Annotated in this window: 25 protein-coding genes and 2 tRNA genes; 4 read left to right on the top strand and 23 right to left on the bottom strand. The window is 38.3% G+C overall.

Annotated elements, in window-relative coordinates; translation table 11 throughout:
- Positions 1 to 138: 138 nt before the first annotated feature.
- The 20 genes from EL087_RS01655 to rsmH all read right to left on the bottom strand — a co-directional run bounded on the left by EL087_RS01655 (position 139) and on the right by rsmH (position 18,017).
- Positions 139 to 354, bottom strand: a complete 216-nt coding sequence (locus EL087_RS01655; RefSeq protein ID WP_003025899.1) for a hypothetical protein — start codon at positions 352 to 354, stop codon at positions 139 to 141.
- Positions 355 to 463: 109 nt separating this feature from the next.
- The gene (locus EL087_RS01650) at positions 464 to 1,351 is read right to left on the bottom strand and encodes an SPFH domain-containing protein (RefSeq protein WP_022526805.1); all 888 of its coding nucleotides are present in this window, start codon (positions 1,349 to 1,351) and stop codon (positions 464 to 466) included.
- A 126-nt stretch (positions 1,352 to 1,477) separates the two neighbouring features.
- A complete protein-coding gene (locus tag EL087_RS01645; RefSeq protein ID WP_106082864.1) occupies positions 1,478 to 2,077 on the bottom strand; it encodes a response regulator transcription factor in 600 nt (199 codons plus the stop codon).
- Positions 2,074 to 3,171 carry a sensor histidine kinase gene (locus EL087_RS01640; protein WP_126406436.1) on the bottom strand — a complete coding sequence of 366 codons (1,098 nt, stop codon included), beginning with the start codon at positions 3,169 to 3,171 and terminating at the stop codon, positions 2,074 to 2,076. The genes EL087_RS01645 and EL087_RS01640 overlap by 4 nt, the downstream gene beginning before the upstream one ends.
- Positions 3,172 to 3,175: 4 nt before the next feature.
- Positions 3,176 to 3,910 carry an ABC transporter permease gene (locus EL087_RS01635; RefSeq protein WP_126406434.1) on the bottom strand — a complete coding sequence of 245 codons (735 nt, stop codon included), beginning with the start codon at positions 3,908 to 3,910 and terminating at the stop codon, positions 3,176 to 3,178.
- Between the two features lie 13 nt (positions 3,911 to 3,923).
- Positions 3,924 to 4,799 (bottom strand): ABC transporter ATP-binding protein, encoded by an 876-nt coding sequence (locus tag EL087_RS01630; protein WP_126406432.1) that lies wholly within the window; start codon positions 4,797 to 4,799, stop codon positions 3,924 to 3,926.
- Positions 4,800 to 5,084: 285 nt separating this feature from the next.
- Positions 5,085 to 6,752 (bottom strand): DAK2 domain-containing protein, encoded by a 1,668-nt coding sequence (locus EL087_RS01625; protein WP_003043464.1) that lies wholly within the window; start codon positions 6,750 to 6,752, stop codon positions 5,085 to 5,087.
- Between the two features lie 2 nt (positions 6,753 to 6,754).
- A complete protein-coding gene (locus tag EL087_RS01620; protein WP_003031118.1) occupies positions 6,755 to 7,120 on the bottom strand; it encodes an Asp23/Gls24 family envelope stress response protein in 366 nt (121 codons plus the stop codon).
- 175 nt (positions 7,121 to 7,295) lie between these two features.
- Positions 7,296 to 7,484 carry a 50S ribosomal protein L28 gene (rpmB, locus tag EL087_RS01615; protein WP_003025909.1) on the bottom strand — a complete coding sequence of 63 codons (189 nt, stop codon included), beginning with the start codon at positions 7,482 to 7,484 and terminating at the stop codon, positions 7,296 to 7,298.
- A gap of 134 nt (positions 7,485 to 7,618) precedes the next feature.
- The gene (locus EL087_RS01610; protein WP_126406430.1) at positions 7,619 to 8,281 is read right to left on the bottom strand and encodes a LiaF transmembrane domain-containing protein; all 663 of its coding nucleotides are present in this window, start codon (positions 8,279 to 8,281) and stop codon (positions 7,619 to 7,621) included.
- A gap of 5 nt (positions 8,282 to 8,286) precedes the next feature.
- Entirely contained in the window at positions 8,287 to 8,733 is a 447-nt protein-coding gene (locus EL087_RS01605) for a LytTR family DNA-binding domain-containing protein (RefSeq protein ID WP_049514692.1), read from the bottom strand.
- Positions 8,734 to 8,946: 213 nt separating this feature from the next.
- Positions 8,947 to 9,019 (bottom strand) — tRNA-Thr (locus EL087_RS01600).
- 50 nt (positions 9,020 to 9,069) lie between these two features.
- Positions 9,070 to 9,531, bottom strand: coding sequence for a GNAT family N-acetyltransferase (locus EL087_RS01595; RefSeq protein ID WP_126406428.1), 462 nt, complete (start codon positions 9,529 to 9,531; stop codon positions 9,070 to 9,072).
- Positions 9,532 to 9,635: 104 nt separating this feature from the next.
- The gene (locus EL087_RS01590) at positions 9,636 to 10,517 is read right to left on the bottom strand and encodes a class II fructose-bisphosphate aldolase (protein WP_003025917.1); all 882 of its coding nucleotides are present in this window, start codon (positions 10,515 to 10,517) and stop codon (positions 9,636 to 9,638) included.
- Positions 10,518 to 10,720: 203 nt separating this feature from the next.
- Positions 10,721 to 10,806, bottom strand: a tRNA-Leu gene (locus tag EL087_RS01585).
- 200 nt (positions 10,807 to 11,006) lie between these two features.
- Positions 11,007 to 12,965, bottom strand: a complete 1,959-nt coding sequence (locus tag EL087_RS01580) for a peptide ABC transporter substrate-binding protein (RefSeq protein WP_126406426.1) — start codon at positions 12,963 to 12,965, stop codon at positions 11,007 to 11,009.
- A 525-nt stretch (positions 12,966 to 13,490) separates the two neighbouring features.
- Entirely contained in the window at positions 13,491 to 14,474 is a 984-nt protein-coding gene (mraY, locus tag EL087_RS01575; RefSeq protein WP_126406423.1) for a phospho-N-acetylmuramoyl-pentapeptide-transferase, read from the bottom strand.
- 1 nt (position 14,475) lies between these two features.
- On the bottom strand, positions 14,476 to 16,734 hold the full coding sequence (pbp2X, locus tag EL087_RS01570; protein WP_126406420.1) for a penicillin-binding protein PBP2X: 2,259 nt from the start codon (positions 16,732 to 16,734) through the stop codon (positions 14,476 to 14,478).
- A gap of 3 nt (positions 16,735 to 16,737) precedes the next feature.
- Entirely contained in the window at positions 16,738 to 17,058 is a 321-nt protein-coding gene (gene ftsL, locus EL087_RS01565) for a cell division protein FtsL (protein ID WP_003031041.1), read from the bottom strand.
- A gap of 8 nt (positions 17,059 to 17,066) precedes the next feature.
- Positions 17,067 to 18,017: a 16S rRNA (cytosine(1402)-N(4))-methyltransferase RsmH gene (gene rsmH / locus EL087_RS01560; RefSeq protein ID WP_126406417.1), complete on the bottom strand. Its 951-nt coding sequence runs from the start codon at positions 18,015 to 18,017 to the stop codon at positions 17,067 to 17,069.
- A gap of 149 nt (positions 18,018 to 18,166) precedes the next feature.
- On the opposite strand from rsmH, the gene EL087_RS01555 reads away from it, so the two are divergent.
- The 4 genes from EL087_RS01555 to EL087_RS01545 all read left to right on the top strand — a co-directional run bounded on the left by EL087_RS01555 (position 18,167) and on the right by EL087_RS01545 (position 20,655).
- Positions 18,167 to 18,355, top strand: coding sequence for a helix-turn-helix transcriptional regulator (locus EL087_RS01555; protein ID WP_126406414.1), 189 nt, complete (start codon positions 18,167 to 18,169; stop codon positions 18,353 to 18,355).
- Between the two features lie 22 nt (positions 18,356 to 18,377).
- Positions 18,378 to 18,545 carry a hypothetical protein gene (locus EL087_RS09230; protein ID WP_003043314.1) on the top strand — a complete coding sequence of 56 codons (168 nt, stop codon included), beginning with the start codon at positions 18,378 to 18,380 and terminating at the stop codon, positions 18,543 to 18,545.
- 77 nt (positions 18,546 to 18,622) lie between these two features.
- Positions 18,623 to 19,978 carry a TrkH family potassium uptake protein gene (locus EL087_RS01550; protein WP_126406411.1) on the top strand — a complete coding sequence of 452 codons (1,356 nt, stop codon included), beginning with the start codon at positions 18,623 to 18,625 and terminating at the stop codon, positions 19,976 to 19,978.
- Between the two features lie 11 nt (positions 19,979 to 19,989).
- Positions 19,990 to 20,655: a potassium channel family protein gene (locus EL087_RS01545; protein WP_003031027.1), complete on the top strand. Its 666-nt coding sequence runs from the start codon at positions 19,990 to 19,992 to the stop codon at positions 20,653 to 20,655.
- A 48-nt stretch (positions 20,656 to 20,703) separates the two neighbouring features.
- On the opposite strand, the gene EL087_RS01540 is transcribed toward EL087_RS01545, so the two are convergent.
- The 3 genes from EL087_RS01540 to glyQ are packed head-to-tail and all read right to left on the bottom strand — an operon-like array spanning position 20,704 to position 23,935.
- Positions 20,704 to 20,961 carry a DUF896 family protein gene (locus EL087_RS01540; protein ID WP_070670346.1) on the bottom strand — a complete coding sequence of 86 codons (258 nt, stop codon included), beginning with the start codon at positions 20,959 to 20,961 and terminating at the stop codon, positions 20,704 to 20,706.
- A 15-nt stretch (positions 20,962 to 20,976) separates the two neighbouring features.
- Complete coding sequence (glyS, locus tag EL087_RS01535; protein WP_126406408.1) at positions 20,977 to 23,016, bottom strand: glycine--tRNA ligase subunit beta; 2,040 nt, start codon at positions 23,014 to 23,016, stop codon at positions 20,977 to 20,979.
- Positions 23,017 to 23,020: 4 nt separating this feature from the next.
- Entirely contained in the window at positions 23,021 to 23,935 is a 915-nt protein-coding gene (gene glyQ / locus EL087_RS01530; protein WP_126406405.1) for a glycine--tRNA ligase subunit alpha, read from the bottom strand.
- Positions 23,936 to 23,981 lie beyond the last annotated feature (46 nt).

Here is a 23,981-nt window from a genome sequence, read left to right as displayed (position 1 = left end):
ATATTCATCTTTAAAAATTAGATAGGTAACGAATAAATAAACTTTCTGCTTTATAATTATTTGTTATTTCCATATAAAATCATACTATTTTACAATTGTAAAAAAAAGCAGGCTGATAGCCTGTTAAAAATACAACGATTAGTTTTCAAACTTTTCGTGGTTTTTATCGTAAAAATCAATCAATCCAAGAGCGGTTTCAAATGAAATATTTTTCACTTTAGCACGGCCTTGAGCAAGGGCAATGATAGACATTTCACGAGCGTTCGTTTCTTTACTGATGCGATAACCCGTGATTTTTTTATCACGAACCCAGCTAACAACTGATTCTACTTTTTCAAAGTTAGATTTAGCCATTTCCTTCTCCTATTTTATTATTTCTAACTAAATATTGTAAAGGTTTTTGTTTGTTTTGTCAATGGAAAAGGCTGTCTATTTTGATGAATAAAACAATTCAGAATATTCTTTATTTAGCTTTGAGTGCAGATAATATTTGTGTTCGAATACTTTCCACTCCGTCAGGATTTGCTGGTAAGAAAATTGTATTATTTCCCTTATTGTCTGCAAAATTATTCAACGTGTCAAGATATTGGTTGGTTAAAAGAATGGACATGATTTGTTCTTCCTTCAATTCAACATTCGCACCTTTTAATTCCTTAATTGAGTCTGCCAATCCATCTACAATTGCTTTCCGTTGTTCTGCAATCCCAACCCCATGAAGGCGATCTTTTTCAGCTTCTGCTTCTGCGGCTGTTACAATTTTAATCTTGTCAGCTTCAGCTAATTCTTGCGCAGCAACACGTTTCCGTTGGGCAGCGTTGATTTCATTCATTGATTGCTTGACTTCTGCATCTGGCTCAACTTTAGTAATCAAGGTTTTTACGATGATATAACCGTAAGTAGACATTTCTTCTGCCACTTGCTTTTGGACTTCAAGCGCAATTTCATCTTTCTTTTCAAACAATTCATCCAAGGTCAATTTAGGAACAGATGAACGCAATGCATCTTCAATATAAGACTTGATTTGAGCTTCTGGGCGAATCAATTTATAGTAAGCATCTGTTACGTTATTTTCATTGACACGGTATTGTGTCGCAACGTTCATCATGACAAATACATTGTCTTGTGTCTTAGTTTCAACCACAATCTCACTTTGCAAGAGGCGCAATTGTACACGCGCTGCGATATGGTCAATACCAAATGGCAAACGCAAATGAATCCCGCTATTACTGAGTTTTTGATATTTCCCAAAACGTTCTATAATCGCGACAGACTGTTGACGAACAACATATAAGGAACTAAAAAGAATGAGAATAAGTACGACAACAACAATTGGTACTACTAAAAATAACATGATATGAAACTCCTATCTTCTTTTTCCAAGATTATAGCACACTTATAAAAGTTTATCAAACAAAAGCGATAAAAACTAGTTAAATCACTATGTTAAATTTCTCTTCAATATCTCACAATATCTAGTTTAGATCCAACCATTTTCTTGCGCAATTCGAACCGCTTCCAATCGATTTTCCGCTGCTAATTTCGTTAGAATGCTTGACATATAATTACGAACGGTACCATTTGACAGATAAAGCTTTTGAGCGATTTCTTTGCTAGACAGACCTCTTGCTGCCGCTTGCAAAACCAAAATTTCTTGATTGGACAAGGGATTTTTACTTGTCATCATGACTTCCATCAACTCAGGAGAATATTCTTTTTTTCCGCCTAACACAGTATGAATCGTTTTCATAAGGTCGGCTATACTGCGTTCTTTTAAGACATAAGCATCTACATCTGCTTTAATCGCTCGCTCAAAGTAACCAGGTCGTTTAAATGTGGTGACAATAACAACTTTGACAGTTGGCTGCTTCTCCTTAACCCATTCCAACACATCTAAACCTGTCTGCTTAGGCATTTCCACATCTAAAATAGCCACGTCTATCTTTTGAGATTGCAGCAGATTCATTGCTTCCTGCCCATTAGAAGCCTGATGAACCGTTTCCACGTCTGATTGCAGTTCTAGCAATTGACACAAAGCATCCCGTAGCATGCTTTGATCTTCGGCAACTAACAATTTCATTTGTATCCCTCCATTGGTAAGTTTATTCGAATCTTAGTTGGCTGTTTACAGCTTAAAATCTCTACTTGTCCAAGCAAAACTTCCACACGCTCCCGAATAGAATGCAACTCTTTTCCTGTGGCAATTTTGAAACCTTTCCCATTATCCTCAACATCTGCTATTAACCTATTTTTTTCAGAATACAGATGAATTTGGCAACTGCTTGCTTGAGCATGCTTGATGATATTTGTTGCTAATTCTAGTAGAACCATACTTAAGCTTGATTGAATATTCGGTGCGATGCTAGCAATATTGAGTTGATGCTGTACTTGTACCCGAATTCCACTCATTTCCAGCATAGCCTGAATAGTCACTAACTCCTCATCCAAGGTTCGTGTTTTTAGATTATCAATAATCCGTCGCACATCTGCCATAGACTGCTTGCTAATTTCATGTACTTCCTGCAATTCTTTACCAGCTTTCTCATAGGATTTCATTTGAAGAAACTGTTGTGCTAATTCTGTCTTGACACTGAGCATAGCAAATGTATGTCCTAGACTATCATGTAGGTCTCGTCCAATACGATTGCGCTCATTTTCAGCTAGAAACAGATTGAGTTGAGCATTCTGCTTTCTTTTTTCCTCCTGAAGCAATTCAGCCACCTGCATGCGATACAATCCGAAGGTCAATAAATCAGCAAATAAAAAGGTCGCAATTAAAAATATCAGATAAGATAAATCACTCGGATTTCTAAGAAAAATAGAAAACAGAATGATTGGCTGTAAGGTAAAAAAGGACCAAAAACGCCAAGATTTAAATGGAATTTCATTAAAGTGATAGATTAGTAGATTTGATAGATAAAAGATGTACCAAACAAAACTTGGATTTAACCAAATAGAACTATAAAAAATGTAGGCAATCATTATCCACCAAGACAACCACTGGTGAAACGGATGATTATCGAGTAGAAGATTGTAATAAGCTCCGATAAAAAATGCTGTCCACAACAAGAGCAAAAGCGAGTAGTCCCCACCGATGACCCCCGCTATTGGAAAGACAATAAAAACTAAAGCAATATGAAACAGATAGTGAATATTTTTTAGTTTTTTCCACATGAATTTATTTTACCTCAATCCGTTTTTTGAGTTGAAGAACCACTAGGCTGACACCAACTGTGTAAATCAGAACAACCAGTGCTGCAATGGCATTAAACTCGCGATGTTCCAAATAAGAAGATACAATCTGCATGAGTTGATAACTAGGAGTCAACTTACCGATTGGTTGGAGCCATTTTGGAAACATGGTCAAAGGAAACCAAAGACCACCCAGGACTGCCAAAGCCATATAGGCAATATTCCCCACAACAGACATAAGCTGAGCGCTGGGAAGTAAACTCACTAGTACTCCCATAGCAATGAAAACCAAACTTCCAAATAAAATAATTAGGGCGATGATTAACCAATCCATTGCAGGAAGATTGACTCCACGAACGAAATGTCCAATAGAAAATACAACGACTATGGAAAGAAGGAAAGTCAGTAAAGCACTGAAAAGTTTGGATATATAATATTCTATCATAGAAACAGGTGAGTGTTGAAGCATTTTTTGCCAATTATTAGTTTTATCAGACTGCAAGGTGCTTGGAATACTAAAGAAAGCACTGGACATAATACTAAAAACTGTCATAGAAAAGAGATAGGTTTGGAGTACAAGTGTAGGGGTGGCACTCCCAGACATCATACCTGAGAAAATCAGATAAAAGACACTAGGCAATCCAATAGACAATAGATAATAAGCCGCTTGGCGCTTCATTAAAATCAATTCAACCTTCATTAAACTTCTCATATTTTTCATGATAGATCTCCTTTTACTCTTGCGTTGTCTCAAAAATACTATCCAATAGTGTCCGGTTGCGCACTTCTACTTCCTCAATCGTACAACCATTCTCTACCAAGACTTGCCATACTTTACTGGCCTCTTTAGTTGCAAAGGACAGAGCACTTTGCTTGATTTCGATTTCGGTTGCTTCAGGTAACATTTCCAAAATAGCTTGGTAAGAAAGCGGAATAGTAAAGTGTTTTTCTTGTTCTTCGCTGCGCATAGCGTAAGGCGTCGTATCACGAATCAATTCACCCTTATGCAAAACCAAAATCCGATCTGCTGTATGCTCCACCTCCTCAATATAGTGAGAAGAGTAAATAATGGTCACACCCTTTTGCTTCAATTCATCCACAATTTCCCAAAAATGCTGCCGAGTGGAAGTATCCATAGCAGAAGTCGGCTCATCTAAAAAGAGAATTTTAGGTCGGCCAATAAGAGCTAAAATAAAAGAAAACAACCGTTTTTGCCCACCAGATAATTTGCTGGCTAGCTGATCTTTTTGCTTATCCGTAAATGTCAAAAGGGCATCAACTTCTTGATTAGTTAAACTACGTGGGTAAATACTTTGAAAAAAGTTCAGTAGTTCTTTTACCTTCAAATCTGCCACAACTGTATTTTCTTGTGGTAAAATAGCAACAATCTGCTTTAATCGCTCATCTGTTGGCTTTAATCCTCGAACACTAGTCTGCCCACTTGTAAGAAACTTATCACCTAGCAAACAATCCATGAGCGTGGTTTTCCCAGCGCCATTTGGACCAATCAACGCCACACATTCTCCCTCGTTAATAGTAAAAGAGATATCTTTCAAAATTTCTTTCCCACGAATCTTTTTAGATAAACGGTTCACCTCAATCAGCTTCATCTTTTTCTCCTCATTATTTTTATTGGTGGAAATGCAACACATACAGAAGTCCTAGCAATTGGCTCAGGAAGTTTCTGGTCAACGATTAGATTACCACAAAGTTACTTGCAGCAAGAAGAATAAAACAGGTTGTAGACTTGGTTTCTAACTCTACATTTCCTCTTGTTACTTTCATTATATCTCAACTCTTTTATCGCCACTAGATGATTTTGTCATCGCTCAACATGACAAATGTCATAAAAAAGACGACTCCATCGAGTCGCCCTTCGCAATAATTCTTCTGTTTTATTCAACACTAAAAAGGTATGGATAAACTGGCTGTCCGCCATTATGTATTTCTACTTCTACATCTTCAAATTTTTCAGTAATATCTTGCGCTAGTTCATTAGCCAAGTCTTCACTACCGTCTTCACCGATATAAATCGTTACAATCTCACTATCTACATCTAGCATTTTGCTAAAAGTTTCATTCAATGTCGTCAACATGTCTGGATTGGAAACAACAATTTTTCCATCCACCATACCAAGGTTATCGTTTTCATGAATTTCAAGACCATCAATCGTTGTATCACGAACAGCTGTCGTCACACTACCACTGACAACATCAGCAAGAACAGCAGTCATACGATCATGGTTGTCTTCAATGGATTTGCTTGGATCAAAAGCTAGCAAGCTAGTCAAACCTTGCGGAATCGTTCTTGTTTCAATCACTGCAGCAGGTTGTTCAATCACTTCCGCCGCTGATTGCGCCGCCATGAAAATATTTTTGTTGTTTGGCAGAATAATGATATGACGAGCATTCACATGTTCAACAGCCTTGATGAAATCTTCTGTTGAAGGATTCATCGTTTGCCCACCAGAAATGATATAATCTACACCTTGTGCTTTAAAGATGTCTGACAAGCCTTCTCCTGCAACAACTGCAATGATAGCATATTCTTTTTCTTCTATTGGTTGGCTACTTTCGCGCTCTTCTTTTTCAACCTGCGCTTCGTGTTGATTACGCATATTGTCTACTTTGACTTTGACAAGGCTTCCATATTTCAAACCTTCTTGCATGACCAAACCTGGGTCTTCCGTGTGAACATGAACTTTTACGATTTCATCATCGTTTACGACAAGAAGTGAGTCGCCCAGTTCATTCAAATAGTTGCGGAATTCATCATAGTCAAATTCTTTTACATACGTTGGACCTTTTTTCAAAGCGACCATGATTTCCGTACAATAGCCATATTTGATGTCTTCTGTTGCCACATGACTAGCTACCGACTTATGGTGTTCTGCATTGATCATTTCTGTCATAGTTGCAGGCGTTGCTTGAAATTCTTCAGATGCAATGTATTCGCCTGTCAATGCTGACAAAAAGCCTTCATAAATGAAAACAAGACCTTGACCACCAGAGTCTACAACACCAACTTCTTTTAAGACCGGAAGCATGTCTGGTGTTTTAGCAAGAGCCACCTTAGCACTATCAAGAGCTGCTTTCATGACCTCAACAGCATCATCTGTCTCTTCTGCTTTTTTCTTAGCACCGATCGCAGCTCCACGAGAAACTGTTAAAATCGTTCCCTCAACTGGCTTCATCACAGCTTTGTAGGCTACTTCCACTCCAGATTGAAAAGCAAGGGCTAAATCTTGTCCTGTTAATTCTTCCTTTTCTTTCACACTTTGAGAGAAACCACGGAACAGCTGAGAAGTGATAACACCAGAATTTCCACGCGCTCCCATCAATAGACCTTTTGCAAAAATCCCAGCTACTTCACCGACAGTAGAAGCAGATTTATCTGCAACTTCCTTTGCCCCATTTTCAATGGTCATTCCCATATTGGTACCTGTATCACCGTCTGGCACAGGAAAAACATTTAAAGAATTGACATATTCAGCCTGTTTATTCAAACGAGTAGATGCAGACTGCACCATTTCTTGAAATAAACTAGTAGTAATATTTGACACGATTATTCTCCTACAACTTTAATATTTTGGATATAGACATTTACTGTTTCGGCAGTAATTCCAAGCTGATTTTCAAGACTGAATTTCACACGTTCTTGAATATTTTTAGACACTTCACTGATCTTGGTACCATAGCTCAAAACTGTATACACATCAACAGCAATGCTACCTTCGTCCGTGGTCTTTACTACAACGCCTTTCGCATAATTTTCTTTGCCTAATAAAGCTTGGAAATTATCTTTAATGGCATTTTTACTGGCCATTCCGACAACACCAAAAATTTCAGTTGCTGCCCCACCAACAATTGTCGCAATGACATCATCTGTCAGTTCGATTTGACCATCTTTTGTATTGATTTTTACAGTCATAGTTTCTACCTCAAAAGTATTTTATAGTTTATTTTACCATATTTTACGCGGACTGTAAAAGAGAGAGTACATAATTAGAAAGGATTCAGTCAATGTTGGGGATTTTCCTTGTCGTAAAAAATCTATTTTCTTGTGCAAAAAGAAAAAGGACCCCAGAGGTCCGATTCTTCATAAATTAAACGCGTTCAACTTTGCCTGATTTAAGGGCACGTGCTGAAGCCCAAACTTTCTTAGGTTTACCATCAACTAAGATTGTCACCTTTTGAAGATTTGGTTTCACAGTACGTTTTGTTTGGTTCATTGCGTGAGAGCGGTTGTTTCCTGATACAGTTTTACGACCTGTAAAGTAACATACTTTTGCCATTTATACTTGTCCTCCTGATTAGTTTCACGGGCTTTATACCACATACCGTAAAATTTTATCACAATTTTTAAGATTTTGCAAGACTATTTTCTCTATATTTCAAAATTTAGCCAAGGCAGCCCAATCCATCAGTCTTAAATATAGATAATTCCCAAACGACCGAAAGATACATCTCCCTTTACATAGAGGGTCTTGTCTTTCTCATTGATGTTACGGGGATTGGTAACTGTGCCGAAAGCATTGTCTACATCCAACTCCACACGCCAATTACTAGGCACATATAACGTTGCATTCCCAAAAGATATATCAACATCAAAGGTAGCGGAATCGCCTTTTATCGTGGCATTGTCAAAATAAACTGTGGCATTACCAAAGGTACAATCTAGCGTTTCATAGGTAAAATCTTCCGAATTGATGTAGCGCGTACCACTTCCAAAATTAATATCCCCATTTATAATGCGATGAGCATTTGAACCACGATAAACACCCCAAATTCGTTTTGGTTTGAAAATCAAGCCAATACCAATAGAAGCCAGAATCCCTGCTAAGAAAATCGTTCCAGATGAGATTGGCAAAAAGTGATAGCTACTATTTGCAACGATTAAGGAAATAATGGCTAAAATAACCCCACCAGATAAATTTCCTCTCCAAAAATTTTCAATCGCAAAGTAAGCAAATCCAAGCACAACGAGCATCGGCCAAAAATTGAAATCAATAAGTGGAATACCAAAATTTCCTTGTAGTAGCACCCAGCCTGCCAATACCAAAAGCCCCATTCCAAACAATGTTTTTCTCATAATATTTACCTCATTTCACTTAATTTTTCTTTTAAAAATTGAAAATAATGCCGAGACACATGCACTTGTTTATGAGTATCATAAAAGCGAATGCTACTGGTCCCTGAAAAAGACTTTTCCAACGAATAAATTGCTTTAATATTCGTAATCGTTGACTTAGAAATACGGCAGAAATAGCGTGGCAAGCATTCTTCCAGCTCATACAATTTCAGCTTTACTTCATAAGCATTATTTCGAGCATGTGCAAAAATCTTATTTCCCTCTGTCTCAAAAAAGAGAATATCCGCTAAATCAACATAGTATTCGCTCGTATCTTTGTAAAAAAGAATAGACGGCTTAGCAACTTCTTCCAGAGAACGCTGAACGCGCTCTATCTGCTCATCAAAGCGAGGTGCCTTAATGACAATTTCTGCTTCTTCTAGATTAGAATCTAGCTCTACTCGAATCTTCATAAACGCTCCCTCGTTTTTCTTTATTTTATTATAACAATTGGTTCGTGAAATTCAAGTGATTTTCAGTAAGTGGTTCCTTTCGAGACGCAAGTGGTTGTAAAATTTGGATATCCTACTTGTTTTTCATAAGCTGGTCAGATGCGATTAGCTTTTTTTACACAACAATACTTAACAATAAACAAAAAGCCTTCAATCAATGAAGACCTTCAATAATGCCGATTATAGGGCTTGAACCTACGACCTACGCGTTACGAGTGCGTTGCTCTACCAACTGAGCTAAATCGGCATTCAACACATTCTTATTCTAACACGTCAAATTTTTTTGTCAAGAAGTTTTTAGGAAATTTTCTTGATTAAAACCATGCAGGGATTGTGTGAATCCCACAGTTGAGGGAAGATTTCTAATTTTTTAAAACCTTGAGCCTGATAGAAAGCATTAGTTCTATCGTAGATTGGATAATGACCCGGTGCCACTGTTTTGACTTGTAAATAGTCAACTTGTTGTCTTGCTGCCATTTCCAAAACATTCACTAGCTTTGACCCAATCCCTTGTCTATGATATTCTTTCTTGATAGCTAGGCAGTCAATCTCTGCACAGTCTTCGCTAGAATAGGACAAACTAATAAAACCAAGTGGATCATCCCCCTCATAAGCTCCCCAGACACGAAGTTTCCCAGCCGCCTCAATATAGGCTTGAGTACTATCTGGAATACCAAACCACTCTGGTAAATCAGCCAAAATCTCAGCTGCAATCGCTAACTTCTGCTCCTCTTTCTTGATTTCTTTAATCTGAGTCATTCCTCTCTCCCACTCCTGCCAACAAATTTTTATCTTTTATGTATTCAACAATCAACAAAAATCCCGCACAAGGCGAGATTTTCTTGTTTATTTGGTAAGCCTAATTAAGCTTTACCTTCTGAACCAAATACATCGATACGTTCTTCAACAGCTTCTGTAATGGCTTCAAAACCTGGTTTCAAGAATTTACGTGGGTCAAAAAGTTTCTTCTTATCGTATTCTGCTTCGTTTGCTTCGTATTCAGCAACGAATTTACGAGTAGCTTTTGCAAAAGCAATTTGACATTCAGTGTTTACATTTACTTTAGCAACACCCAATTTGATAGCTGCTTGGATTTGGTCATCAGGAATACCTGAACCACCGTGAAGTACGATTGGGAATCCAGGGACAGCTTCTGTCAATTTTTGCAAGTGGTCAAGGTGAAGACCTTTCCAGTTAGCTGGGTATGGTCCATGAATGTTACCAATACCTGCTGCAAGGAAGTCAATTCCAGTTTCAACCATTGCTTTTGCATCTTCGATTGGAGCTAATTCACCGTCACCGATGATACCGTCTTCTTCACCACCGATTGTACCAACTTCAGCTTCTACTGACACGCCATTTGCATGCGCAAATTCAACAACTTTGCGAGCTTTTTCAAGGTTTTCTTCAACTGGAAGATGAGAACCATCAAACATAACTGAAGTGTAACCAACTTTGATACATTCAAGTGCATCTTCATAATGACCATGGTCAAGGTGAATAGCAACTGGTACAGTAATTCCCATTGATTCTACAAGGTTTTCGATGAGAAGTTTACATACTTTGTAACCACCCATATATTTAGCAGCACCCATAGAAGTTTGGATAAGAACTGGAGCTTTTTTAGCTTCTGCTGCACGCAAGATAGCTTGAGTCCACTCAAGGTTGTTTGTATTAAATCCACCAACTGCATAACCATTGTCACGAGCTGCTTGGACAAATTTTTCTGCTGAAACGATTGCCATTAGTACTAGGCCTCCTATTTATTTTTATGGGTTTTCCCATTTACATTGTTTATTTTATCACTTTTTAGGAAAAAATACCAGCATTTCCTAATCTTTTAAGCGTTTTCTCTTATAAAACTGTTTTTCCTGCTTCATATTTCAAAAATGATAAAACAAAATACAACTATAGTAACAAAAAAACCGGCCGAAGCCAGGTTATCTGATGCGGAGAGAGGGACTTGAACCCTCACGACCTAAAGCGGTCACAGGATCCTTAGTCCTGCGCGTCTGCCAATTCCGCCATCCCCGCGATTGGGTACCTTATTAGTATAACAGGATAGAAACTCCTTGTCAAGAAATTTTTTTGAAAAAATGTATCTGTCAGCACTTAAAATCACTCCCTAAAGCCAACTCTTATTTGAGACTTCTTCGATATAGGTTCTTTAGATAGGAACAACAAAAAGAAACTCCTACGAAGCTTGTCGTTCATAGAAGTTTCTTACATTTGTTTTATTTCACATGATTTTCGTAGTCATCTTGTGCTTTTTTATTAGAGGTTTCTTTTTCTTTTAGCCATTTCTTTTTGGCACTTTCGTATTCTTTTGTTGTTACAATCTTGTCTTGCAGTTTGACATATTTAAAATAACTGCTTGATCCACCTTTAATGCCGACTAGAGAATAAGAACGACTAAATGGAACTGTTTTCGTTACAGACGGTGTTCCCCCAAGAGACAGGTTTGGCATTGTCAAGCCACTATCAATTAACCACGCTTGTGCTTCGGCATATTTTTCATAGCGCTTCGTTTCATTGGTTTCAGCATTTGCTTCTGCTAGCATCTCTGTATATGTGTCCAGTCCAACTGCCTTAATCTTATCATTTTCTTGACCTGGTTCCAGACCAAAGTTTTGTAAACTACCACCATTTTTTGTATTCAAAGTATCTAAATAAGTAGATGGGTCTTGATAGTCACCAGACCAGCCACCATTATACAGATCATAGTCCTTTTGAGCAGCTGTATTAGCAAAATAACTGATATTATGTAATTCATCTGAACTCATTTGTTGAATATCAATGACAACATTTTCTGTGCCCAAGACAGACTCAACAGATTGCTTCATGGAACTTTCCCATTGAACACCAATTTTGCTTGTCTGATCAGCCGGTACATCTAAGTGAATAGGGAACTGAACACCTTTTGCTTGCAATTCTGCTTTAGCTTGAGCAAACTTCGCCTTGGCTTTTTCTGGATTGTAATAAGCATCTTGTGCATCGACCAAATTCATATTTGACCATTCTGAACCATAGTTTACCAATTTAGAAGACACAACATCACCAAACGTTTTATCACCGATAGAAACAAATGTTGGTGGCACGAGTGTGTTCCGCAATACCTTTGTCGCTCCGTCTTTCCCATTACTTTGTGCACCATAAGAAGTACGATTATAGGCAAAGTTGATAGCTTGGCGGAAAGCTTTATTTAGCACCGCTTCTTGGGTCGCAGCCTTTTGAGCATCTGTTTTCTTAGATGTATGGTTGTAAGACTGACGATTTAAATTAAAGTTATAATAGTAGCTGGTCGCATCTTGCAAACTATAGATGATATTGTTAGCATATTGTTTCTTAACAGAAGCAAAACTAGAGCTATTTGGATAAAGACGAGCTGCACTATAGGCACCATCTGTGAAGTTACGGATAAGGGCTTCTTGGTCAGAACCATCATAATATGTCAATTTGATATTGTCCAAATGAACATTCTTTTTATCATAGTAATGAGGATTTTTAGCAAATTCCATAGAAGACTTGGCTGTCAGAGACTTCAACAGATAAGGACCATTGTATAGAATGCTGGTTGGTTTTACAGAACCAAAATTTTTTCCTTGTGATTTCAAGAAATCTGCATTAACTGGGAAGAGGATATTATTGGTCGTTTTTGAATTCCAATAAGTCTCTGCACGGCTGAGTGTATACTGTACTGTATAGTCATCTAGAGCTTTTACTCCAACCGTTGAAAAATCTTTCGTTTCACCCTTGATGTAAGCATCTAAACCTTTGACAGAATCTTGAACGAGGTAAAGAGCTTCTGATTTATTATCTGCGGCGTATTTCAAGCCAGTTACAAAGTCTTGCGCTTTTACACTTGCGTACTCTTCACCTTCTGATGTGTACCATTTAGCATCTTTACGTAATTTATACGTATATGTCAAGCCATCTTTGGAGACTGTCCATGACTTAGCAAGCGCCGGAACTAAATTTCCGTACTGGTCATTTTCCAATAATCCATCAACTAAGTTAGTCACAACATCTGAAGTTGTCGCACGGTTCGCCATCAGATAATTTAGCGTGTCTGGATCTTGTGTATACACGTATGAATAAGTTGATGTGCTAGAAGCTGACTTGCCACAACCTGATAATAGGATTCCAGCGCTTAGCACAACTCCTGTTGCAATAATCCATTTTGATGATTTCATAGATAAACCTCCTCTAATGTCACATCTTGTTACATTGAATATTATACCGAAATAGTTTCAAAAAGTAAAGAGCTGTTTTTGACAGAAAATATTATTTATTCAAAATACTAGTTATTCGTTGCATAATATGATTAAAATAAGCCACAAAATACATAAAGAAGCAAAAATAATAAATTCTATCTTTTGATTCAAATTGAATAAACATTCTTTTAAAGTTAAAAAATAAGCCATTCTACTTTATGAAGATAGCAACTACTCCCCTCCTTCAACTAAATATTGAACCTATTATACACTTTTTTCGTATAAGTACAAGAAAAATCATGATTTTTTAATATATTTTTCGGATTTTCTGCTATTTAAAAACACAAAAAGAGGCATCCAGAGATAAAATTTACATTTTTTAGTTTCTAACCCCATCTCTCAGAGGGGTGGTTATTCAGCAATCTAGAAGACTAGTGAGGTAGGGACGAAGTTTTCGTCACAAAAAAGCGAGGCAGAAATAATATTGTCCCCGCCTCGTTTCTCTTATAAATATAAAATTGCAAGTGTTAGTAAGCTAGCTACAAGACTAATGCCCCAGAAAAAGAAATCGACCTTCCATTCGCTCCAAGCTTTACCATGCCCTGATAGACCTCCCAGTTCAAAATGGTGATGAACTGGTGTCATCCGAAAAATACGTTTGCCGCCGGTCAATTTGAAATAAGAAACCTGCATCATAACCGAAGTTGTTTCAAAGACATAGACAATTCCAATGATGAGCAGCGTCCATTCTTGATGAAGCGCCATCGAAACGGCTGCTAACATACCGCCAAGCGCTAAGCTCCCTACATCACCCATAAAAATTTTAGCTGGTTTATGATTGAAAATGAAGAAGGCAAGCAGACCGCCAATCATACTCAAAATGACAATTAAAATATCAAAACGATGCTGAACAGTCGCAATAACTGCATAAGCTGCTAAGCTGATTGTAACAGAAATGCTAGCTAACCCATCAATACCATCTGTTAAATTGACTGCGTTGGAAAAACCGACCAGCCAAAAGAGGGCAAAAGCGATATAAAGATAACCTAAATGAACTGGGAAACCAAAAACATTGAGTAAGTCACCGCCACCATGAGTATCAAAGAAAAAGTAAAAAACAATACCACCAATAATTTGAAGAACCAATTTTTGTTTGGGATTTAAGCCTTCATTTATTTTGCGAAAAATCTTTAAAAAGTCATCCAAGAAACCAACAATACCGTACAAAACAAGAATAAACAATATCATCAAAGCAGCGCTTGAGAGTTCTCTTGATATAAGTGCAATCACAAAACTGGACAAAACGGAAGCTACCAAGAAAACAGTCCCACCCATGGTTGGAGTTCCCGCTTTTGCTTGGTGCTGCTTCACATCCTCGTGCATTTGTTGCCCAGAAATATGAGCTTTATGATAAAAACGAATAAAAGCAGGTATTCCAACCAGAGTTAGAATAAAGGTCACAACACCTGCGACGATAGCTTGTAACATGCTAATCTCCTAATGTAATTGTTATTTCTTTTATTTTCTTGAGTGATGCGTTGGTTTTGACACTTTGGGCAACGACCTTAGAGCCTTTACCCTTAACATGCACTTTTATGCCCAACCATTCACCGAATGTTTCAGCATTTTTCTTGGTCCAACCGTACATATCCGGCATTTCAGTAAAGTGATCTGTTAAGACAAGGATTTGCTGATTGGATTTCAGTGCTTCACCTGTTCTTACAGAAACTTTCTTAATATTTTTACCAGTACCTAGGATAATAGGTTGTACAAGATTGCGTCGTAACTCATCTGCTAAATCACCAGGGCTGGTATTTTTAGTAGATGGCATTTTATAAGTTATTTCTTTTGAAACTGACTTTAAAACAGGTGATTGCGTCGTCAAGTTCAACGTATCCTTCATCGCTGCAGCTTCTTCTAACACCGGATTGACCACCTCTTTCCAGAAGATTGGTTGGAAAGATTCTGAGGGCTGTTTCAGAGTTACATACATGATAAAATCAGGATTTTCTGCTGGTGTCATTGCCACAACAGAATAGATGTAATCATTTGCCCCTGTCAGATAACCACTGCCATTTTCTCCTGCAATCTGCGCTGTACCGGATTTAACCGCCACATTTTGATTAGGTACTTTGATAATTGGACCGCCCTCTGCCTTGCTATATAATGTTCCGTAAATAGGATCTGTACCGACAGTCACCATATGGTCTCTCGTTGACTTAGCAGCCTCTTTGGAAACGGGGTGCCCGACAATCTCTGTAGAAGCCTTACGCGCACTCCCGCTTTTGGAATCATAAATGGCACTGATGAATTTTGGTTCAACCATTACACCATCATTGGCGATAGAAGAAAAAGCACGTAACATTTGTATTTGAGTAACCGAAATTCCTTGACCAAAAGCACTCATTGCATATGTAACGATATTATCTGCCGGAAGACCGCCGTAATCTTCATAATTCATTCCAAAGCGTGTAGGTAGTCCAAATTTAAACTTGCTAAGATAGTCTAGCCATTTTTCGTCACCCATTTTTTTCTCAAGAGAAGCCATTCCCACATTACTAGAAAGAGCAAAACCTTGAGCATAGGTTAATGTCTGTCCCTCAGAAAGTCCCATGTTGACATTCCAGTCTCGAATCGTTACATCCGCAATTTGTAAGCCACTATTATTATACGTTTCATTTTCTGGGAAAGTGTTATTGTCTATAGCTGCAGCTAGTGTCATAACCTTCATCGTTGAGCCAGGTTCATACTGATTTTGATAGAGAGCACTAGACCAAGCAAAGTCTTTTGTCAGATCTTGCTTTGTATCAGCATCAAAACTTGGACGCTGCGTCGTTGCAAGAATTTCTCCAGTTTGTGCACTGACTAATGTGGCACTGGCATAAGTTCCCTTAGCTTTTTCCACAAAAGCATTCATCCGCGTTTCAAGGAAAGACTGTAAGTCTGAGGATAAGGTTGTATAAACATCTTTTCCATCTTGTGTTTGCCTTGAAACCTTGTCTGATCCCGGTACTATATTTCCGTTTTTATCTTTTTCATAGGTGATGACACCATTTGTTCCGGCTAACGTCTTGTTTAAAGCAGCTTCTAAACCTGTTGTTCCAACAAGTGTTTTACTACCATCTTTATTTTCTTGTAACTGAGCCAATCCAACAAAAACAGAAGCAAAATTCCCATTTTTATAGCTTCTATTTGGACTAGTTGTGAAATCAACTCCCTTTACTTTTGCTTTTTTCAATTCCTCACGAATGGTATTCATATTACTATAACTGATACCATTCCCTTGAGCACCAAACGAAACTTGTTGTAATTTTTTTCGAGATAGTTGTTTTTTGACGTAGTCCTTATCCATACCAAGATACTTGTTAAATACATCAGCTACCTTATCGTATTGAGATTCTTCTACATAGAGAATTTCTCCTGTTGCTGACTTATAACTTTTATCAATAACAGCATAAACATTATAGGAAGTTGCATCTTCAGCTATTGGCAAACCATTACGGTCATAAATAGTTCCACGTTTAGCTGGGACGATCTTTGTGATTTGATGCACTTGACTTGCCTGTTCAGCTAAATTCACGCCAAATTTCTTTCCCGTTCCAATGATAATTGCAAAATTGATTAGGAAAACAAAAAAGACAAAAACCGTCAAAACGCTTAGATTTTTCCCTACTCGTCTACGGTTGTAACTAGGATTCCTACGATTTTTCAAAGCATGGTTTAAAATTCGTCTTCTGAGTCCATTCATGCTCTACTCCGCCGTTCTGATATTTTCATTATTCTGAGTCATTTCTTGCGAACTCGCTAATTTTGACAAACGTTCACTACGGATCAATTCATTAACCTCTTGCTTGGCATCATCTAACTCTGTTCGCTTCGCCTCGATTTTTGAATTGACAGTTGTTAAATCACGCTGCACTTGCAATAATTTTGTCTGCATAAATACGACACTTGTCGCTAAGATAACTGCCGTCAAGACTATAGCGCCATAAAATGCCTTTTCAACACGAGAAAATCTTTGAATACGCGCCTGAAGTATCTGACTAGTCGTTCTTGGTCTATTATTTGCCATCTCAATCCTCACTTATGTACTTTTTGCGCTACACGCAGTTTGGCTGAATGCGCGCGATTATTTTTATCCAGTTCTTCTTTACTTGGTAAAATAGGTTTCCGAGTAATCAATTTCATTTTAGGTTGTAAATCCTCTGGAATAAATGGTAAACCTTTCGGGACTTCCACTGTTGAAGCCTCTTTAAAAAGTTGCTTGGTCAAGCGGTCTTCTAACGAATGAAAAGTAATCACAGAAATCCGCCCATCAACTGCTAACAAATCCATCGCCTGTTGAATGGACTCATCTGCTGCGCCCAATTCATCATTGACCTCAATACGAATAGCTTGAAAAATCTGTTTAGCTGGATGACCTTTTTTCTTTAATTCCTTGGCAGGCTTAGCAGATTTAATAATCTCCGCCAACTCCGTAGTGGTTTCAATCGGTTTCTTTTCACGCATTTGCTCAATTTTACGAGCAATTTGTTTTGAAAATTTATCTTCTCCATATTTAAAAAAAATCCGCACTAAATCATGATAGCTATATTGATTAACTACTTCATAAGCTGTTAGCTTTGCCTCACGATTCATTCGCATATCAAGCGGAGCATCTTGTTTATAGGAAAAGCCACGCTCACGCTCATCAAGTTGCGGACTCGAAACTCCTAAATCATAACAAATACCATCAATTTCTTCAACACCTAGTTCATTCAAGCGAGCTTTTAAATGACGAAAATTGTCATTGATAAAAGTCACCATTCCTTGTTCAACATACGACGCTAAGCGTTTTTGAGCATGCTCAATAGCAGTCTGATCTTGATCAAAAGCATATAGATGACCGTTTTTCCCTAATTTACTCAATAAATATTCACTGTGTCCTGCTCCACCCAGAGTGGCATCAACATAGACTCCATTTGGTTTTATATCAAGTTGATCAATGGTTTCGTGCAGAAGAACTGTCACATGATGAAATTCATTTGTCATATCTTTACTATTATACCACAAAGATTTAAAAAAAGAATTTTAGAATCATGTAAAGTTTTTTGTCAATTATACTTGACATATCAACCAAGGATTTTTATAATAAAATCACAAACGTCAGTTATATTTGACATCAAAATAAGGGGGAATGCATGAATCATGTGAGAGAATTCCGAAATAGTCTTGGACTATCACAATTAGAACTTGCTAAAAAAATTGGCGTTTCACGACAAACGATTAACATGATTGAAAACAACAAATATAATCCCACACTAGAACTTTGCATTAACCTAGCACTAGCTTTGAAGACAGACCTAAACACACTTTTTTGGAACAAGTAAAAAATAGAAAGACTAAATTCAAATGAATCTTCAACAATACAAAAAAATTATCTTACCTCTTCTAGCTATTCTCCTTATCATTTCCTTCTACTTTTTCTTCACCTTGACAGATCCAATCTTGTTCTGGGTAGATGTGGCAGTGATTGCTGGTTGCATATTTTTCGGTCGAAAACTTTTAAAGAAGGACTAGACTTCTTGCCCTTCCTTCTCGTCTTTTAAGCTGCTTTGTGGTAAAATAAAGTCATTATTCTATGAAGGAAATTACAAATGTCACGTTTCTTATCCAGATTATCTCCTGCTAGGCGCATTTTATTGAGCTTTGCTCTTGTAATTGTGGTGGGCTCTCTTCTTTTAAATCTGCCTTTTATGCAGACAGCGACTTCTAAAGCTAATTATTTTGATCACCTCTTTACGTCAGTTTCAATGGTTTGTGTGACGGGACTTTTTACGCAGTCTGTTGCAGATACTTACAATGTTTGGGGACAGATTATCTGTATGCTCCTCATTCAGATTGGCGGATTGGGGTTGATTAGCTTTATTGGGTTGATTTATGTCCGCTCCAATCAGAAACTCAGTTTTTCCAATCGTACTACTTTACAAGAAAGTCTTAGTCGAGATGAGACAAATTCTATTCGCGACTTTCTTCGCTCCATTTTTCTTATTACTTTCAGCATTGAAGCTCTTGGAGCATTTATCCTCAGTTTTCGCTTTGTCCCCCTTTTAGGATGGGGAAAAGGACTTCTAACCTCCATTTTCCTTGCTATCTCTGCATTTTGTAATGCTGGATTTGACAACTTAGGAAGCACTAGCTTATTGGCATACAAAACAGATGCCTTGGTCAATTTGACCATTGCTGCTTTGATTATCATGGGAGGCTTGGGTTTTTCAGTTTGGTTTGACTTAAAAACAAATATCCAGACAAAAGGACATAAGCGAAAATTGCGCTTTCACACAAAATTGGTTCTTGCTTTAACAGCTCTCATCTTAATCAGTGGAACCTGCTTGACATTTCTAACAGAATACCAAAATACAGCTACTATTGGTCAACTTCCCTTTGAAAAGAAACTTTTAGTCAGCTTCTTTCAAACCGTCACCATGCGGACAGCTGGATTTGCAACAATTGACTATACACAAGCTCGCCCAGTAACCCTTCTCCTTTACATCATTCAGATGTTTCTAGGAGGTGCTCCCGGAGGAACGGCAGGGGGCTTGAAAATCACTACTTTTTTGGTCGTATTAGCCTTCGCCCGAACGGAAATCCTTGGCTTACCTCATACTAATTTTGGCCACCATACGTTTTCTCCCTCTACCATTCAAAAAGCCTTTAGTGTCTTGATTGTCTTTACAACAACCTTTATCATTGGCTTGACTTTTTTGACTATGGTCGCTGATAATGGACATCGTTTTATTTACTTAATGTTTGAAGCCATGTCTGCTCTTGGAACGGTGGGCGTAACGGCAAATCTAACACCTACTTTAAATCATGCCGCCTTAACCGTGATTATGTTTTTGATGTTTATCGGACGTATCGGACCATTGACCTTAATTGTCAGTCTTTCCAATCGAAAACCGAAGAAAAAAGACACAATTAAATTTGCCAATGCAAATATTATTATTGGATAGGAAGGAATTTTATGGATAAACGAACAATCGGTATACTGGGTCTGGGAGTTTTCGGTCGCAGTATCATTAACACACTTCGCAAATACAACTGCGATATTATAGCTGTCGATGACCATGAAGATGTCATCAATCATTTTGAACCCATTTTAGCGCGAGGTGTGGTCGGCGATATTACAGACCATGATTTGCTTCAGGCGGCAGGGATTGATACCTGTGATACGGTAGTGGTCGCTACTGGAGACAATCTAGAATCGAGTGTCCTTGCTGTTATGCACTGCAAATCGTTAGGCGTTGAAAAGGTGATTGCCAAGGTGAAAAGTAAGACAACCAGAAAAGTCTTGCTAAAGGTCGGAGCTGATCGCTGCATCTCCCCTGAGCGTGAAACAGGGATTTCGCTTGCTAAAAATATTTTGCACCAAGCCACGACGGATGTCATTGAATTAGATAAAAATGTCTCTATTATTGAATTTTATCCACCTCAGTCTTGGATTGGTAAAAATTTAGCCCAATTAAAACTTCGTCAAAACCACAACCTCAATATCATTGGTTTTCGAGAAGCACCCGACGGTGTTCTCAACATTGATACATCACCTGACTATACCTTTAAAAAAGACGAACTGTTGATGGCGGTTATTGACAGTCAAACATTTGACCACTTTGAAGATATTACAAAATAGATGAAAACATCGCTGAGAATTTTTCTCAGCGATGTTTTGTTACCTTTATTACGAATTTGGATCATCCAAACTTCGACCGTGCAAGCCTTTTTCACGTTGGACTTGGCGAAGTTTTTCTGGCGTGACATCATTGCCCTCTTCATCCACAATTTTAATCCCTTCAATGTGGTGGCGAACGCTACGACGATAGCCTTCAATGTATTCTTCACGCAATTTAGCTTGCTCTACTTTTTCTTCTGGCGTTAGGCCAACTGTTTTTTTCTTTTTGGCAAGTTCATTGATGCGTTCGATTTTCTTTGGTTCCATTTTTCCCTCCTTGGATCATTTTGTATTGATTTGGTTAAATTGTGCCACTTTTTTGGCTTTCGTCATTAAGGTAGCTAAGAGTGCCAAACGATTTGCTCGGATTGCTTCATCTTCAGCCATAACCATAGTATTGTCAAAGAAAGCGTCAATCACTGGACTTAAAGCAAAGAGTTGCTCAATATTATCTGTTAAGTCATCAGATAACGTTAAGTTTTCTACTGCTGCATGAAGGGCTTTTTCTTCGGCATTTTCAAAGAGGCTCTCGTCCACAACACCAGCCGTTTCTGCTTTTTCTGCCAAGTTAAAGACACGTGCTAAACTTTCGACCGATGATTTGAAAGAATCTTCTTGTGCTTTTTCTGCTAGAAGTGTGGCTACTTCGACTAGATCACGTACAACAAACGTTGAACTATTTAAAACAGAAGACACGATATCTTTTGGAACATCGCTGTCCATCATTTTTTCAATACGTGCACGGAAGAAATCAAGCACTTGTTCTTTATTGCTATATGTGAGACTGTCAAATTGCAGCGCATAGAGCTGTTCTATCAATTCATCTAAAGCAATGTGCCAACCAAATTTATCAAGAATGCGCACGACACCTTGCGTTGCTCTACGAAGAGCATAAGGGTCATTTGAACCGCTTGGAATGAGTCCGACCGAGAAGAAAGAAAGAATCGTATCCATCTTGTCTGCAATAGCTAAAATTGCACCAACTTTCGTGTCTGGCAATTCACCGTCACTAGCAGTTGGCAAATAATGCTCCCGAATGGCTTTAGCTACTGCTGTGTTTTCTCCTGCAAGCAGGGCATATTTTTCACCCATGATACCTTGCAGCTCATCAAACTCACCAACCATACCAGTCAACAAATCAAACTTGTAAATAGCTGCAGCTCGCGCTACATCTTTCATTTCTTGCTTAGATAACTGAGCTTTTTCTGCTAAAAGAGCTGCAATCTTTGCTGTTCGTTCCATGTGCTCTGCTAGAGAACCTATTTTTTCATGGAAGGTCACATTTTTCAACTTTTCAACCAAATCAGAAATAACCAATCGTTGGTCTTCGCGCCAGAAAAATTCTGCATCTTCCAAACGAGCTACCAAAACTTTCTGATTTCCTTTGACCACATTTTCAAGATGTTCTGTATTTCCGTTGCGTACCGATACAAAATATGGAAGAAGTTTGCCATTCTCGTTACGAACAACAAAGTAGCGTTGATTGACTTTCATAGAAGTCACAAGAACTTCCTCAGGTACATCTAGGTAACGCTCGTCAAAACGTCCGATAAAAGCGGTTGGGTATTCAATCAAATTCAGCACTTCGTCCAGCAAATCTTCGTCAATCTCCACATGAACATTGTGCATTCTCTCAATTTCTTTGATTTGATCCAAAATCATGTTTTCCCGTTCCATTGGGCTGGCAATGACAAAAACTTTGCGCAAGTCCTCTTCATAAGAATCTGCTGACTGAATCTTCACTTCATGGCCGAGAAAACGATGCCCCCGACTTGTCCGTCCACTTTCAATATCGAACAAATTCATCAAAAAGGACTCATCGTCCAACAACACAGTTAGGGTATGAACGGGGCGAATATATTCAAATGTATTGGTACCCCAGTGCATATTGACCGGAAAGCTCAGAGAGGTCAGCACATCGGCAACTCCGTCAATCAATTCCTCAACAGGTTTTCCGATTTCTTGCTTGGTCACATAGACATATTCTTCGCCTTTGACTTCACGGAATGTGATATCTTCAACAGTCAAGCCTTTTCCACGAACAAAACCTTGCGCAGCTTTCGTAAAATGACCATCTGCATCCAAAGCAATCTTCTTGCTTGGTCCTTTAAAATCTTCTGTTAAATCTGTTTGCTTTTCACTTAGATTGGACACGCGCACAGCCAAGCGACGAGGAGTTGAAAACATTTCAATCTTATCAAAAGTCAAACGATTGTCTGTTAAAAAGGCTGCCATTTTGTCGCGCAATTGTTTCATGCTTGGTGTCACAACATAAGCCGGCATTTCTTCTAACCCTAACTCAACCAATAAATTTTTCGTCATTTTTTTACTCCCCCTCAGCCAATAATTTCTCACGTGTTGCTTCATCCAATAATGGATAACCTAGTCGTCTGCGCTCTGCCACAAAAGTTTTAGCAACAATACGTGCTAAATTGCGAATGCGAGCAATGTAGCCTGCACGTTCTGTCACAGAAACAGCTCCGCGAGCGTCCAATAAATTAAAAGTATGAGAACATTTCAGCACATAATCATAAGCAGGATGGACGAGATTGTATTCTAAACAGCGTTTCGCTTCTGCTTCAAAATGATCAAAATTGGCTAAAAGCAAGGCTTGATCGCTCACTTCAAAACTGTATTTTGAATGCTCAAATTCTGGTTGGCGGAAAATTTCTCCGTATTTCACGCCATCAGCCCATTCAATATCATAAACAGAATCCACCTCTTGAATATAAGATGCCAGACGCTCCAAACCATAGGTAACCTCAGATGTCACTGGGTTGGTAGGCAAACCACCGACCTGTTGGAAATAAGTAAACTGCGTGATTTCCATACCGTCAAGCCATACTTCCCAGCCTAGACCTGCAGAACCTGTTGAAGGATTTTCCCAATTATCCTCTACAAAGCGAATATCATGTTCCAACGGATCAATTCCCAATAACTCCAAAGACTGCAAATACAACTCTTGAATATTACTTGGACTTGGTTTCATCACAACTTGAAACTGGTGGTGTTGGTAAAGGCGATTAGGATTTTCACCGTAACGTCCATCTGCTGGACGACGTGAAGGCTCTACATAAGCCGCATTCCACGGCTCAGGACCAATGGCACGCAAGAAAGTATAAGGACTCATGGTACCAGCGCCTTTTTCATTGTCGTAAGCCTGCATGAGCATACAGCCCTGATCATTCCAGAACTGTTGCAACGTTAAAATAATTTCTTGGAAGGTTAACTTCTTCGACATAATGTACTCCATTCTTTTTATAATAATATTCTTGCGGCCTGAGTTT

The organism is Streptococcus milleri (assembly GCF_900636525.1).
In the GTDB taxonomy this organism is placed as follows: Bacteria; Bacillota; Bacilli; order Lactobacillales; family Streptococcaceae; genus Streptococcus; species Streptococcus hominis.
The sequence above is the reverse complement of the archived record's forward strand: the minus strand, read 5'-3'. Positions and strand labels throughout refer to the sequence as shown.

What these genes read in the sequence shown, in the direction of transcription:
- EL087_RS01655 (WP_003025899.1), bottom strand. Translation starts at nt 354, where the DNA reads ATGGCTAAATCTAACTTTGAAAAAGTAGAATCAGTTGTTAGCTGGGTT.
- EL087_RS01650 (WP_022526805.1), bottom strand. Translation starts at nt 1,351, where the DNA reads ATGTTATTTTTAGTAGTACCAATTGTTGTTGTCGTACTTATTCTCATT.
- EL087_RS01645 (WP_106082864.1), bottom strand. Translation starts at nt 2,077, where the DNA reads ATGAAATTGTTAGTTGCCGAAGATCAAAGCATGCTACGGGATGCTTTG.
- EL087_RS01640 (WP_126406436.1), bottom strand. Translation starts at nt 3,171, where the DNA reads ATGTGGAAAAAACTAAAAAATATTCACTATCTGTTTCATATTGCTTTA.
- EL087_RS01635 (WP_126406434.1), bottom strand. Translation starts at nt 3,910, where the DNA reads ATGAAAAATATGAGAAGTTTAATGAAGGTTGAATTGATTTTAATGAAG.
- EL087_RS01630 (WP_126406432.1), bottom strand. Translation starts at nt 4,799, where the DNA reads ATGAAGCTGATTGAGGTGAACCGTTTATCTAAAAAGATTCGTGGGAAA.
- EL087_RS01620 (WP_003031118.1), bottom strand. Translation starts at nt 7,120, where the DNA reads ATGACTGTAAAAATCAATACAAAAGATGGTCAAATCGAACTGACAGAT.
- rpmB (WP_003025909.1), bottom strand. Translation starts at nt 7,484, where the DNA reads ATGGCAAAAGTATGTTACTTTACAGGTCGTAAAACTGTATCAGGAAAC.
- EL087_RS01610 (WP_126406430.1), bottom strand. Translation starts at nt 8,281, where the DNA reads ATGAGAAAAACATTGTTTGGAATGGGGCTTTTGGTATTGGCAGGCTGG.
- EL087_RS01605 (WP_049514692.1), bottom strand. Translation starts at nt 8,733, where the DNA reads ATGAAGATTCGAGTAGAGCTAGATTCTAATCTAGAAGAAGCAGAAATT.
- EL087_RS01595 (WP_126406428.1), bottom strand. Translation starts at nt 9,531, where the DNA reads ATGACTCAGATTAAAGAAATCAAGAAAGAGGAGCAGAAGTTAGCGATT.
- EL087_RS01590 (WP_003025917.1), bottom strand. Translation starts at nt 10,517, where the DNA reads ATGGCAATCGTTTCAGCAGAAAAATTTGTCCAAGCAGCTCGTGACAAT.
- EL087_RS01580 (WP_126406426.1), bottom strand. Translation starts at nt 12,965, where the DNA reads ATGAAATCATCAAAATGGATTATTGCAACAGGAGTTGTGCTAAGCGCT.
- mraY (WP_126406423.1), bottom strand. Translation starts at nt 14,474, where the DNA reads ATGTTACAAGCTATCGTCGCAGGTGTTGTGACCTTTATTCTAACTCTG.
- pbp2X (WP_126406420.1), bottom strand. Translation starts at nt 16,734, where the DNA reads ATGAATGGACTCAGAAGACGAATTTTAAACCATGCTTTGAAAAATCGT.
- ftsL (WP_003031041.1), bottom strand. Translation starts at nt 17,058, where the DNA reads ATGGCAAATAATAGACCAAGAACGACTAGTCAGATACTTCAGGCGCGT.
- rsmH (WP_126406417.1), bottom strand. Translation starts at nt 18,017, where the DNA reads ATGACAAATGAATTTCATCATGTGACAGTTCTTCTGCACGAAACCATT.
- EL087_RS01555 (WP_126406414.1), top strand. Translation starts at nt 18,167, where the DNA reads ATGAATCATGTGAGAGAATTCCGAAATAGTCTTGGACTATCACAATTA.
- EL087_RS09230 (WP_003043314.1), top strand. Translation starts at nt 18,378, where the DNA reads ATGAATCTTCAACAATACAAAAAAATTATCTTACCTCTTCTAGCTATT.
- EL087_RS01550 (WP_126406411.1), top strand. Translation starts at nt 18,623, where the DNA reads ATGTCACGTTTCTTATCCAGATTATCTCCTGCTAGGCGCATTTTATTG.
- EL087_RS01545 (WP_003031027.1), top strand. Translation starts at nt 19,990, where the DNA reads ATGGATAAACGAACAATCGGTATACTGGGTCTGGGAGTTTTCGGTCGC.
- EL087_RS01540 (WP_070670346.1), bottom strand. Translation starts at nt 20,961, where the DNA reads ATGGAACCAAAGAAAATCGAACGCATCAATGAACTTGCCAAAAAGAAA.
- glyS (WP_126406408.1), bottom strand. Translation starts at nt 23,016, where the DNA reads ATGACGAAAAATTTATTGGTTGAGTTAGGGTTAGAAGAAATGCCGGCT.
- glyQ (WP_126406405.1), bottom strand. Translation starts at nt 23,935, where the DNA reads ATGTCGAAGAAGTTAACCTTCCAAGAAATTATTTTAACGTTGCAACAG.